This window comes from Pseudomonas sp. MF6776 (assembly GCF_016613125.1).
Lineage (GTDB): Bacteria > Pseudomonadota > Gammaproteobacteria > Pseudomonadales > Pseudomonadaceae > Aquipseudomonas > Aquipseudomonas iridis.
Genome location: NZ_JAENSQ010000001.1, coordinates 88,063 through 100,276 on the forward strand (window position 1 = coordinate 88,063; position 12,214 = coordinate 100,276).

Here is a 12,214-nt window from a genome sequence, read left to right on the forward strand (position 1 = left end):
ATGATTGTCGACACCTTTAAATCCAATGCGGCAAAAACTAGCCAATCCGGCCGCATCAGTCAAAGGAAAAATAGACATTGTCGACAATCGTCTAATAACACCCCTCAAGAGGCCCAAGGGTTATAGGCCCTCTCGGGCGCTGGCGCCATAAAACCACCGTGCTAGAATGCCGCCCGCATTTGCTGGCCATTTGTACGGCTTGTCATAAAAAGCTGAAAGGCACACGAAGGGACCTGCGCAAGTTCTGCCAGGCACCTGAACCGAAAACGGAACGCTGCGCACCAGGATTTATGAGACTCAAGCCTTTTCCCACATTCTTCGCCCTGTTTTGCCTGCCCGGCCTTGCCGCCGCGGGGGAAAAAACTGTGTACGGCCTCAACGAATATGCTTCGCTTGACGGCATCAATCTGGAAGTCGCGGCCAAACTCGACACCGGCGCAAAAACCGCCTCGCTGAGTGCCCGCGACATCAAACGCTTCAAGCGCAATGGTGAGTCCTGGGTACGTTTCTACCTGGCGATCGACGCCGCGCATTCGCATCCTATCGAGCGCCCGCTGGCCCGAGTCAGCAAGATCAAGCGCCGGGCCGGCGACTACGATCCGGAAGAAGGCAAAAAGTACACCGCACGCCCGGTGATCGAGCTGGATATCTGCATGGGTTCGGCAATGCGCAGCATCGAAGTGAACCTGACCGACCGAAGTGCGTTCCAATATCCGCTTTTGATCGGTTCCGAAGCGCTGAAACGTTTCGACGCACTGGTCGATCCCAGTCTTAAATACGCTGCAGGCAAACCCGCTTGCACCATCGCCGCTCATACCGCCGAGTAATTTCCATGCGTTCTCTAACCTTCCACCTGAAAATCCTGATCACCATTCTGGTGCTCCTGGGCGTTTCGGTTACGGCCTATCAGATTTTCGTACTCGGCATCCCGGTGACCGAAGACGCCACCGACGACTTGTGGAACATCGACGCCAAAGTCGAGTTCGTCGCCAGCACCAAAGACCCGGTGAAGATCCAGATGTTCGTGCCGCCGCTGAGCCGCGATTACGTCAGCCTCAACGAGAGCTTCATCTCCAATAACTACGGCGTGTCGGTGAACCGCGTCGATGGCAACCGCAAAGTGACCTGGTCGGCACGACGCGCCAAGGGCAATCAGACCCTTTATTACCGTCTGGTGCTGACCAAGCGCTACACCGCAGAAAAAACCAAGACCAAAGGCCCGACCTTCCGCGACAGCATGGTCATCGAAGGTCCGGAAAAAATCGCCGCCGAATCGCTGCTAGCACCGATTCGCCAGCACTCGGCCGACGTTGAAACCTTCATCGGCGAAGCGATCAAGCGCGTCAATAACGTTAACGACGACAACGTGAAACTGCTGCTGGCTGGCGATCCATCGACGCCGCACAAAGCCAAAATCGTCGAACTGCTGCTTTCCATCGCCCACGTCCCGGTGGAAAAAGTCCACACCATCCGCCTCGTCGCCGATCAGCCGCAAACGCCTGAACTGTGGCTGCGCAGCTTCAACGGCACCGACTGGCTGTACTTCAATCCGGAAACCGGCGAACAGGGCCTGCCGACCGACCGCCTGCTGTGGTGGACCGGCGATGAAAACCTGATCACCGTCGACGGCGGCAAGAAAGCCAACGTGACCTTCAGCCTGAACAACAGCGAGATGAACGCGATTCGTCTGGCCAAGCTGACCGACGAAAACACTGACGCCAACTTCCTCGAATACTCGCTCTACGGCCTGCCGCTGCAAACCCAGCAGACGTTCATGATCATGGTAATGATCCCGATCGGCGTGCTGGTGATCCTGATTCTGCGCAACCTGATCGGCTTGCAGACCCTCGGCACGTTTACCCCGGTGCTGATCGCCCTCGCCTTCCGTGAAACGCAATTGGGCTTCGGCATCCTGCTGTTTACCGTGATTACCGCGCTGGGCCTGTCGTTACGCTCGTATCTGGAACACCTGAAGCTGCAAATGCTGCCGCGACTGTCGGTGGTGCTGACGTTTGTCGTGGTGTTGATCGCGGCGATCAGCCTGTTCAGCCATAAACTGGGTCTGGAGCGGGGTCTGTCGGTGGCGCTGTTCCCGATGGTGATTCTGACCATGACCATCGAACGCCTGTCGATCACCTGGGAAGAACGCGGTGCCAGCCATGCGATGAAAGTCGCGATCGGCACCTTGTTCGCAGCGTCCCTGGCGCACCTGATCATGACCGTGCCCGAGCTGATCTACTTCGTGTTCACCTTCCCGGCGATCCTGCTGATTCTAGTGGGCTTCATGCTGGCGATGGGTCGTTATCGCGGTTACCGCCTGACCGAACTGGTGCGTTTCAAGGCGTTCCTGAAGAAGGCTGACAGCTGATGTTCGGTTTCTGGAAGACCTGGAAGGCCCTGGAAGCCCGGGGCATCATGGGCATCAATCGGCGTAACGCCGATTACGTGCTCAAGTACAACAAGCGCAGTCTGTACCCGATCGTCGATGACAAGATCATCACCAAGGAACGCGCAATCAAGGCCGGCATTCACGTGCCGGAGTTGTATGGCGTGATTTCCACCGAGAAGGAAATCGACAAGCTCGGCGAGATCATCGGCGGACATAGCGACTTCGTGATCAAACCGGCCCAAGGCGCCGGCGGTGACGGCATCATCGTGGTAGCCGACCGCTTCGAGGGTCGTTATCGCACGGTCTCGGGCAAGATCATTGCCCACGAAGAGCTTGAGCATCACATCTCGAGCATCCTCACTGGCCTGTATTCCCTGGGCGGCCACCGTGATCGCGCGCTGATCGAATACCGCGTGACCCCGGACCAGATCTTCAAAAGCATCAGTTATGAAGGCGTGCCGGACATCCGCATCATTGTGTTGATGGGGTATCCGGTAATGGCGATGTTGCGCCTGCCGACCCGTCAATCCGGCGGCAAGGCCAACCTGCACCAGGGCGCCATTGGCGTCGGCGTTGATCTGGCCACAGGCCTGACCCTGCGCGGCACCTGGCTGAACAACATCATCACCAAACACCCGGACACCACCAACGCAGTGGATGGCGTGCAACTGCCCTACTGGGACGGTTTCATGAAACTCGCTGCCGGTTGTTATGAGCTGTGTGGTCTGGGTTACATCGGCGTGGACATGGTGCTGGATCAGGAAAAGGGCCCGCTGATTCTTGAGCTGAATGCGCGGCCGGGGCTGAATATCCAGATCGCCAATGATTGCGGTCTGACGTTGCGTACCCATGCGGTGGAAGCGCGACTGGAGGAGCTCAAGGCACGTGGCGTGACTGAATCGGTTGAAGAGCGGGTGGCTTTTACTCAGGAAATGTTCGGGCATATTCCTGCGGTAGAGGGCTGAGCCGCTTAAGAGCCCCTCTCCCAGAGGGAGAAGGGACTGACCGAGGTGGATGTTCGAAGTACATCGATCTGATCTATCGAGTCGAACTCAGGCCTTGAAAAGTTTGAAGATCTACTCCCTTTCCCCCTCGCCCCCTTGGAGGGGTGAGGGGGTAGGCTTTTGACTTTGAACTGGCCGCCGAGAGGACTACAATCCCCACCCCGCTTCAACGGCCGATCTGCCCCGCCCATGTTGACCTGCTCCGTACACCCGCTGCCCTACCGCGCCAATCCCGCCGACTACTTTGCGGCAATCCGCAACGCCCCCGGCGCTGTGCTGCTCGACAGCGGTCGGCCGAGTGCCGAGCGTGGCCGGTATGACTTGCTCAGCGCCTGGCCGCTGGAACAACTGGCCGTAATGCCGGACGAAAGCGGCAGCCTTTTCCTGCAACGTCTGCGCGATAACCTGAACCGTTTGGGTGAGGCTGATTTGCCAGTGGGCCTCGAGTTACCGTTCGCGGGAGGTCTGATCGGTTACCTGAGCTACGACTTCGGTCGACATCTGGAACACCTGCCAAGTCAGGCGCGGGATGATCTGCAATTGCCCGACGCACGATTTGGCCTGTACGCCTGGGCGCTGATCAGCGATCACCAGACCGCCACCAGCCAATTGGTTTTCCACCCATCCATCGTCGACAGCGAAAAGCAGCGCCTGATTGCGTTGTTCACTCAACTGCCTGCTGACTCGCTGGCCCCGTTCAAACTGAACAATCCGATGAGCGCCGACCTCTCGGCTGACGATTACCGCCAGGCCTTCGAACGCATCCAGCATTACATTCAGGCCGGTGACTGCTATCAGGTCAACTTCGCCCAGCGCTTCCGCGCTACCTGCCAGGGCGATCCATGGCTGGCCTATTGCGCCCTGCGCGAAGCCTGCCCGACGCCGTTTTCCGGATTCCAGAGCTTGCCGGACGGTGGCGCGGTGCTAAGCCTGTCGCCGGAACGCTTCGTCAAAGTCAGCCAGGGTCAGGTGGAAACGCGTCCGATCAAAGGCACCCGCCCACGCGGCCTGACGCCGGCCGAAGACGCCGCCAATGCCGCCGAACTGCTGGCTAGCCCCAAGGATCGCGCGGAAAACCTGATGATCGTCGATCTGCTGCGCAACGATCTGGGGCGCACCTGTCGCATCGGTTCGGTGCGGGTGCCGGAGTTGTTCAGTCTGGAGAGCTATCCCAACGTCCATCATCTGGTCAGCAGCGTGACCGGTGAACTGGCGCAGGATCGCGACGCGTTAGACCTGATCGCCGGCAGCTTCCCCGGCGGCTCGATCACCGGCGCGCCGAAGATTCGCGCGATGCAGATCATCGACGAACTGGAGCCGACGCGGCGCGGCTTGTATTGCGGGTCGTTGCTGTATCTGGACGTGCGCGGCGAGATGGACAGCTCCATCGCGATTCGCAGTCTGTTGGTCAAGGATGGGCAGGTGTGCTGCTGGGGGGGCGGCGGGATTGTTGCCGATTCGCACTGGCAAGCTGAATATCAGGAGTCGATTACCAAAGTGAAAATCCTCCTTCAAACCCTGCAAAATCTCTGAAGGCTTCGCGAGCAGGCTCGCTCCCACAATGGAATGCATTGCACATGTGGGAGCGAGCCTGCTCGCGAAAGCGTTCTTCCAGACGACTACAAACTCAGGTCGCGATTCGAGGCCTTGAGGAATTCCTGTTTCAGTTCAGCAAACGTGTGCACCGCCGGAAACTGCGGAAACTCGCGGATCACATTGTCCGGCGCATGGAACAGAATCCCCGCATCCGCCTCGCCCAGCATCGTCGTGTCGTTGTACGAATCACCCGCCGCAATCACCCGGTAATACAGGCTCTTGAAGGCCAGCACCGACTGACGTTTGGGATCCTTCTGACGCAACTGATAGCTGGTCACCCGACCGGTTTCATCCGTAATCAGGCGGTGGCAAAGCAACGTCGGGAATCCCAACTGGCGCATCAAAGGCTGGGAGAATTCGTAGAAGGTGTCCGACAGAATCACCACCTGGAAGCGCTCGCGCAGCCAGTTGACGAATTCCACCGCGCCGTCCAGCGGCTTCAGCGTGGCGATCACTTGCTGAATGTCCGAGAGCTTCAGGCCGTGTTCATCGAGGATGCGCAGACGCTGCTTCATCAACACGTCGTAATCGGGAATGTCCCGGGTGGTAGCCTTGAGAGATTCGATTCCGGTTTTTTCGGCGAAAGCGATCCAGATTTCCGGCACCAACACCCCTTCAAGATCCAGGCAAGCAATTTCCACAAGACACTCCCGTTTGTATTGATTATTGAGTCGAGCGACGCCGAACTCTAGCGGCTCCACCACAGCCGTGCAACGCACAGCACGCGCCAACCGGCGCAGCTTTTTGTTACCATCGCCGCCATATAGAGCGCCCAGCGCCACCGACCTGTAGGAAGCCGCCCTGATGAGCCCAACGTTCGATGTCGTGGAACTCGCCACGACCTATGCCAACAAATCCGCTCAGGACATCCTGAAACTCGCGTTCGCCGAGTTTGGCGATGAGTTGTGGATATCTTTCAGCGGCGCCGAGGATGTGGTGCTGGTGGACATGGCCTGGAAGCTGAACAAGAACGTCAAAGTGTTCAGCCTCGACACCGGCCGCCTGCACCCGGAAACCTATCGCTTCATCGAGCAAGTGCGCGAGCACTACAAGATCGACATCGAAATCGTCTCGCCGGATTACACGAAACTGGAACCGTTCGTGAAGGAAAAAGGCCTGTTCAGTTTCTACAAGGACGGCCATGGCGAATGCTGCGGCATCCGCAAGATCGAGCCGCTGCGACGCAAACTCTCCAACGTCAAAGCCTGGGCCACCGGCCAGCGCCGCGACCAGAGTCCTGGCACGCGCAGTGCCGTTGCTGTAATGGAAATCGACAGCGCATTCTCGACACCGGAACGCACCCTGTACAAATTCAACCCGCTGGCACAGATGACCAGCGAAGAGATTTGGGGCTACATCCGCATGCTTGAGCTGCCTTACAACAGCCTGCATGAACGCGGTTTTATCAGCATCGGTTGCGAACCTTGCACCCGCCCTGTCTTGCCCAACCAGCACGAGCGCGAAGGCCGCTGGTGGTGGGAAGAAGCAACCCAGAAGGAATGCGGGTTGCACGCGGGAAATATCATCAGCAAGGCTTGATTCTGCAGGCTAGCTCCCACACAAGTCTGCGTCGCCCCAATAAAAACGTGTACACACGAATGTCACCATCGGTGCCATTTATGTGTGCACTTTTTTGTTTCTGCGCCCTGAAAAGTTACACGCCCTCCACCCCCTCCTTCTCTCTGGCGTCCGCCAAAATTCCTCAAAAAAATAAATACCTGTTCGACCGGTCAATTTTTAATCAAATATTTTCAATAACTTAAGAATTTCCCATAACTTTTCGAAATGAGCGGTTCGTTTCATAGATGAGTAACTGGCACAAATCTGGCTTTAGTGCATGCATGTTTTGTATACAAAAACTCAAAACATAAACACACTTTCGATCCGCAAGCCTGAAGCGCCCTATCCCGTACAGGCTGCAGATGCCCCTAACCTGTGATGGTTTCACTGCCGCGACGAAGATTTGTCGAGCCTGACGGCTTATGCACAGTCATCGCGGCCTTGAACATCAGGAGCCTGCCGGAATGCGTACAAGTCTCTCGAATAACATCGCGCTGAATCTGCCCGCCTCTGCACTCGATCACCCCTCGCCCCACGACGGACTGGTCGAACCGCTGCAACTGAGCCCCCGCTTGCACAACAGCGACCTGGCACCGACCAAGGCCGAGGGTCGACGCTGGGGCAAGTACAGCATCTTCGCCCTGTGGACCAACGACGTGCACAACATCGCCAACTACTCGTTCGCCATTGGCCTGTATGCCTTGGGCCTGGGTGGCTGGCAGATTCTGTTGTCGCTGGGGATCGGCGCAGCGCTGGTGTATTTCTTCATGAACCTGTCCGGTTACATGGGACAGAAAACCGGTGTGCCGTTTCCGGTCATCAGCCGGATCAGTTTCGGTATCCACGGAGCGCAAATTCCTGCGTTGATCCGGGCTGTTATCGCCATCGCCTGGTTCGGTATTCAGACGTATCTGGCGTCGGTGGTGTTTCGCGTTTTGCTCACGGCGGTTCATCCCGGATTCGCCGAGTACGACCACAACTCGATCCTCGGGCTGTCGACGTTGGGTTGGGTGTGTTTCGTGGTGATCTGGCTCGTGCAACTGGCGATTCTCGCCTACGGCATGGAAATGGTGCGCCGCTATGAAGCGTTTGCCGGACCGGTGATTCTGGTGACCGTCGCGGCCCTCGCCGCCTGGATGTACACGCAGGCCAACGCGACCATTGCCTGGTCGACTCGCGACCCGCTGACCGGTGGCGAGATGTGGCGCAACATCTTTGCCGGCGGCGCGTTGTGGCTGGCGATCTACGGCACGCTGATCCTCAATTTCTGCGACTTCGCCCGCTCCTCGCCGTGCCGGAAGACCATCAAGGTAGGAAATTTCTGGGGTTTGCCGGTAAACATTCTGGTATTCGCCGCGATTACCGTCCTGCTGTGTGGCGCGCAGTTTCAGATCAACGGCCGGATCATCGAAAGCCCGACCGAAATCATCGCCTCGATTCCCAATACCTTCTTCCTGGTCCTCGGTTGCCTGGCCTTCCTGATCGTCACGGTGGCGGTGAACATCATGGCCAACTTCGTCGCCCCGGCGTTCGTGCTCAGTAACCTGGCGCCGAAGTACCTGACCTTCCGCCGCGCCGGGCTGATCAGCGCGGCCATCGCCGTGTTGATCCTGCCGTGGAATCTCTACAACAGCCCGTTGGTGATCGTGTATTTCCTCTCCGGTCTCGGCGCCCTGCTCGGGCCGTTGTACGGCGTGATCATGGTCGACTACTGGCTGATCCGCAAAGGCCGGATCAATGTCCCGCAGCTCTACAGCGAGGATCCCAACGGCGCTTATTACTACAGCCACGGCGTCAATTTCCGTGCAGTGGCGGCGTTTATTCCTGCCGCGCTGATTGCCATCGTCCTGGCGCTGGTGCCGGGTTTCCACAGTGTCTCGCCGTTCTCTTGGCTGATTGGTGCCGGGATCGCCGGAATGCTCTATCTGATCATCGCCAAACGCCAGCCGGACTACGCCGACGTCAGCGGCGAATGCATCGCTGTCGACAACGTCTGCCATTAATTCCCTCGCGGCCCGGACTTCGGGCCGCAAACTGCCCGCTATAAGGACTCCCCATGCGCATTCTCGTGGTCAACGTCAACACCACCGAATCCATCACCGATGCCATCGCCCGCTCGGCGCAGGCTGTCGCGTCACCCGGTACGGAAATCGTCGGCCTGACGCCCTACTTCGGCGCCGACTCGATTGAAGGCAACTTCGAAAGCTATCTGGCGGCCATCGCCGTGATGGACCGGGTGATGGCCTACGACCAACCGTTCGGCGCGGTGATTCAGGCCGGTTACGGCGAACACGGTCGCGAAGGTTTGCAGGAATTGCTCAACGTGCCGGTGGTGGACATCACCGATGCGGCGGCCAGCACCGCGATGTTTCTCGGCCATGCCTATTCGGTGGTGACCACGCTGGATCGCACCGTGCCGTTGATCGAGGATCGACTGAAACTGTCCGGGCTGTGGGATCGCTGCGCATCGGTGCGGGCCAGTGGCCTGGCCGTTCTGGAGCTGGAACACGAACCGCAACGGGCGCTGGAAGCCATCGTCCATCAGGCTGAACTGGCGGTGACGCAGGACAAGGCCGAGGTAATCTGCCTGGGTTGCGGTGGTATGGCCGGGCTTGATGAGCAGATTCGCCGGCGCACGGGCGTGCCGGTGGTGGATGGGGTCACGGCGGCGGTGACGATTGCGGAATCGCTGGTGCGGTTGCGGTTGTCGACGTCCAAGGTGCGGACGTATGCAACGCCGCGGCCGAAAACGATTATTGGCTGGCCGGGGCGGTTTGCACGCTGAGAACCGAGTCGACTTATTCGCGAGCAGGCTCGCTCACACAGGATCAGTGTTGGTTGCAAATATGTGGTCCGATACAAAATCTGTGGGAGCGAGCCTGCTCGCGAAGGGGGCAACCCGGCCCCAGGCCTTGCTCAAAAAGCACTGAACCGCCGAGCCAAGCCCTGCTCTACAAACTGCTCAATCACAAAATCGACAAACGCCCGAGTCTTGCCCGGCAACAATTTATGCTCGGCGTAGTAGATGGAAATGTTGCCGTCATCGACGAACCACTCCGGCAACACCCGCTGCAACGTGCCCGCCTCCAGATACCCCACCGCGAACGGCATGCTCACCAGTGCAATCCCCAGGCCTTGCGCAGCCGTGGCGCAGGCAGCCTCCGAATCGCTCATGGTCATTCGCGTCTTGAGGGTCAAGGCTCGACAGAGCTGACTGCCACTACTGATCAATTGCCAAGAGCGCACTCGACCGGTTTGTGGCGACCGAATCAGAATGCCATCGTGATATTGCAGGTCGTCCGGCTCGACGATCGCTTCGTGCTTTTGCAGATAGTCAGCAGACGCCACCAACACTCGATGCGCGGGTGCCAATTTGCGTGCGACGACGCCTTGGGGCAATTCAAATCCTCCGCCAATCGCTGCATCGAACCCCTGCCCGATTAAATCGACCTGACGGTTATCAAAATGCCAGTCAGGGTTGATCGCCGGAAACCGACGTAAAAACGCTTCCAGCAACGGTACGATGTACAAACGCCCGAACACGGTGCCCATACTGACTTTCAACGTTCCCGCTGGCAGACCTTCGACACTGGCCAGATTAGCCACCGCGTTCTGGATCGTGGTCAGACTGGCACTGACCTGACTCAAAAACAGCTGGCCCGCCTCGGTCAGCGCCAAGCTGCGGGTGCTGCGCTGGAATAACCGCACGCCCAGCCTCGTCTCAAGTTTCGCGACACTCTTACCGACCGCCGCCGGGGTCAGGCTCAAGCGCCTTGCCGCTTCGGCGAAGCTGCCGACCTCGGCGCTGCGCACAAAGCATTCAATACTGCTGAAAGTTTCCATGATCGCCACTATAAACTTCTGGTTTACACAGACTATAGCAATCATGGGCTACACGGTTGTGGATCAGAGGTCGATACTCGGCTCCAACAACAAGGCAGTCCCGCCTTGAATAGTCTGGAGATCGAACATGACCACTCAACACCTCGGCGGCAAAGTCGCTCTGATTCAAGGCGGTTCCCGCGGTATCGGTGCCGCTATCGTCAAACGCCTGGCCGCTGAAGGCGCTGCAGTAGCGTTCACTTACGTGAGCTCCACCGCCAAAGCCGAAGAGCTGCAGAACAGCATCACCGCCAACGGTGGCAAAGCCCTGGCGATCAAAGCCGACAGCGCTGACGCCGCCGCTATCCGCCATGCCGTCAGCGCCACGGTCGAAGCCTTCGGCCGCCTCGACATCCTGGTCAACAACGCCGGCGTACTGGCCGTGGCCCCGCTGGAAGACTTCACCCTGGAAGATTTCGACCAGACCCTGGCCATCAACGTGCGCAGCGTATTCATCGCCTCGCAGGAAGCGGCCAAGCACATGGGCGAAGGCGCACGCATCATCAACATCGGCAGCACTAACGCCGACCGCATGCCCTTCGCCGGTGGCGGTGTGTATGCGATGAGCAAATCGGCACTGGTCGGCCTGACCAAAGGCCTGGCACGCGACCTGGGTCCGCGCGGCATCACCATCAACAACGTGCAGCCCGGCCCGGTCGACACCGACATGAACCCGGCGCACGGTGACTTCGCTGATAGCCTGATCCCCCTGATGGCAGTGGGTCGCTACGGTAAAGCCGAAGAAATCGCCAGCTTCGTCGCCTACCTGGCGGGCCCGGAAGCCGGCTACATCACCGGTGCCAGCCTGACCATCGACGGTGGTTTCGGCGCCTGATATTTCTCAGTCGACTGTACGAAAAACGCCGCCCTTCCTTTAACAGAGGGGCGGCGTTTTTTGGTTGATCGGGTTATCGCTCGCTCAGGTCCATTCCAGTGCCGGCAGGCCACAGGCGCTTGGGATAAACCCTTTCAACGACCGGAGAATCCCGTCGGCGTGTGCGTATTTTTCATCAGCCATGGCCGCGTCGGGAATGGCGATGGCCGCCATGCCCGCCGCTTTCGCTGCGGTCACCCCAAACGGTGAATCCTCGAACACCAGACAATCTTCAGGCGCGACACCCAGACGCCGCGCCGCGGTGAGGAAAATATCCGGCGCGGGCTTGGCTGCGCCGACTTCAGGATCGTCCGCCGTGACAATGAAATCGAACAGCGCAAACCACTCGCGGTGCAACGTGGTTTTCTGACCGAACGACTGTCGTGACGAACTGGTGCCCACGGCGATTGGAATATTGTGGGCCTTGAGGTGACGAATCAGCTCTTCGGCGCCCGGCATCGCCTGCGCGGTGGGGAAACGCTCGCGCATCAACGGTTCGCGAATGACCAGAAACTCTTCGGCAGTGATCGGCAGATCCAGCGCTTGCACCACATAGTTCGCCAGATCGTTGGCACCGCGGCCAATGATGTTCTGCTTGACGCTCCAGTCGAAGGTGCGCCCGTAACGCTCGGCAATCATCGAGGTGACCTCGGTGTAAATGCCTTCGGTGTCCAGCAGCAAACCATCCATATCAAAAATCACGGCCTTGATCGGGCCGAACGCCTTCAGCGGTGCATTCATCATCGGATCCGTTATCAAAGACATCCCAGGCGGCGGGTAGCGCCGCTGCTCGGATCTGATTAATGGGTTCAGCAGCATAACGAGCACAGCCGACATTGAGCAACGGGCAATATTTGTTGAGGCGATGAACTACTCGCAGGCAAATAGCGAAACGCCCTACAGATATTG

At 58.7% G+C, this 12,214-nt stretch carries 11 protein-coding genes; 8 read left to right on the forward strand and 3 right to left on the reverse strand.

What is annotated here, in order from left to right; translation table 11 throughout:
- The first annotated feature begins 290 nt into the window (after window positions 1-290).
- From rloA to pabB, 4 genes are all read left to right on the forward strand, one after another.
- Complete coding sequence (gene rloA, locus JJD74_RS00365; protein ID WP_016983749.1) at window positions 291-827, forward strand: retropepsin-like aspartic peptidase RloA; 537 nt, start codon at window positions 291-293, stop codon at window positions 825-827.
- Between the two features lie 5 nt (window positions 828-832).
- A complete protein-coding gene (gene rloB / locus JJD74_RS00370) occupies window positions 833-2,368 on the forward strand; it encodes an osmotic stress tolerance membrane protein RloB (RefSeq protein WP_042558486.1) in 1,536 nt (511 codons plus the stop codon).
- Entirely contained in the window at window positions 2,368-3,354 is a 987-nt protein-coding gene (locus JJD74_RS00375; RefSeq protein WP_042558485.1) for an alpha-L-glutamate ligase-like protein, read from the forward strand. Before rloB ends, JJD74_RS00375 begins: the two co-directional genes overlap by 1 nt.
- Window positions 3,355-3,582: 228 nt before the next feature.
- On the forward strand, window positions 3,583-4,926 hold the full coding sequence (gene pabB / locus JJD74_RS00380; RefSeq protein ID WP_200610588.1) for an aminodeoxychorismate synthase component I: 1,344 nt from the start codon (window positions 3,583-3,585) through the stop codon (window positions 4,924-4,926).
- Window positions 4,927-5,012: 86 nt separating this feature from the next.
- Here pabB and thrH read toward each other — a convergent pair whose 3' ends face one another.
- Window positions 5,013-5,630: a bifunctional phosphoserine phosphatase/homoserine phosphotransferase ThrH gene (gene thrH / locus JJD74_RS00385; protein WP_115148455.1), complete on the reverse strand. Its 618-nt coding sequence runs from the start codon at window positions 5,628-5,630 to the stop codon at window positions 5,013-5,015.
- Between the two features lie 163 nt (window positions 5,631-5,793).
- On the opposite strand from thrH, the gene JJD74_RS00390 reads away from it, so the two are divergent.
- From JJD74_RS00390 to JJD74_RS00400, 3 genes are all read left to right on the forward strand, one after another.
- A complete protein-coding gene (locus JJD74_RS00390; RefSeq protein WP_042558481.1) occupies window positions 5,794-6,528 on the forward strand; it encodes a phosphoadenylyl-sulfate reductase in 735 nt (244 codons plus the stop codon).
- Window positions 6,529-7,013: 485 nt separating this feature from the next.
- Entirely contained in the window at window positions 7,014-8,552 is a 1,539-nt protein-coding gene (locus JJD74_RS00395) for an NCS1 family nucleobase:cation symporter-1 (RefSeq protein ID WP_115148456.1), read from the forward strand.
- Window positions 8,553-8,605: 53 nt separating this feature from the next.
- On the forward strand, window positions 8,606-9,334 hold the full coding sequence (locus JJD74_RS00400; RefSeq protein ID WP_200610590.1) for an aspartate/glutamate racemase family protein: 729 nt from the start codon (window positions 8,606-8,608) through the stop codon (window positions 9,332-9,334).
- Between the two features lie 131 nt (window positions 9,335-9,465).
- On the opposite strand, the gene JJD74_RS00405 is transcribed toward JJD74_RS00400, so the two are convergent.
- The gene (locus JJD74_RS00405) at window positions 9,466-10,392 is read right to left on the reverse strand and encodes a LysR family transcriptional regulator (RefSeq protein WP_047300626.1); all 927 of its coding nucleotides are present in this window, start codon (window positions 10,390-10,392) and stop codon (window positions 9,466-9,468) included.
- Between the two features lie 127 nt (window positions 10,393-10,519).
- On the opposite strand from JJD74_RS00405, the gene JJD74_RS00410 reads away from it, so the two are divergent.
- On the forward strand, window positions 10,520-11,266 hold the full coding sequence (locus JJD74_RS00410) for a 3-oxoacyl-ACP reductase family protein (RefSeq protein WP_042558478.1): 747 nt from the start codon (window positions 10,520-10,522) through the stop codon (window positions 11,264-11,266).
- Between the two features lie 84 nt (window positions 11,267-11,350).
- On the opposite strand, the gene JJD74_RS00415 is transcribed toward JJD74_RS00410, so the two are convergent.
- Window positions 11,351-12,046: an HAD-IA family hydrolase gene (locus JJD74_RS00415; protein WP_200610592.1), complete on the reverse strand. Its 696-nt coding sequence runs from the start codon at window positions 12,044-12,046 to the stop codon at window positions 11,351-11,353.
- Window positions 12,047-12,214 lie beyond the last annotated feature (168 nt).

Bases quoted from the DNA above. Each gene is read 5' to 3' on its own strand.
- rloA (WP_016983749.1), top strand. From the start codon at position 291: ATGAGACTCAAGCCTTTTCCCACATTCTTCGCCCTGTTTTGCCTGCCC.
- rloB (WP_042558486.1), top strand. From the start codon at position 833: ATGCGTTCTCTAACCTTCCACCTGAAAATCCTGATCACCATTCTGGTG.
- JJD74_RS00375 (WP_042558485.1), top strand. From the start codon at position 2,368: ATGTTCGGTTTCTGGAAGACCTGGAAGGCCCTGGAAGCCCGGGGCATC.
- pabB (WP_200610588.1), top strand. From the start codon at position 3,583: ATGTTGACCTGCTCCGTACACCCGCTGCCCTACCGCGCCAATCCCGCC.
- JJD74_RS00390 (WP_042558481.1), top strand. From the start codon at position 5,794: ATGAGCCCAACGTTCGATGTCGTGGAACTCGCCACGACCTATGCCAAC.
- JJD74_RS00395 (WP_115148456.1), top strand. From the start codon at position 7,014: ATGCGTACAAGTCTCTCGAATAACATCGCGCTGAATCTGCCCGCCTCT.
- JJD74_RS00400 (WP_200610590.1), top strand. From the start codon at position 8,606: ATGCGCATTCTCGTGGTCAACGTCAACACCACCGAATCCATCACCGAT.
- JJD74_RS00405 (WP_047300626.1), bottom strand. From the start codon at position 10,392: ATGGAAACTTTCAGCAGTATTGAATGCTTTGTGCGCAGCGCCGAGGTC.
- JJD74_RS00410 (WP_042558478.1), top strand. From the start codon at position 10,520: ATGACCACTCAACACCTCGGCGGCAAAGTCGCTCTGATTCAAGGCGGT.
- JJD74_RS00415 (WP_200610592.1), bottom strand. From the start codon at position 12,046: ATGAATGCACCGCTGAAGGCGTTCGGCCCGATCAAGGCCGTGATTTTT.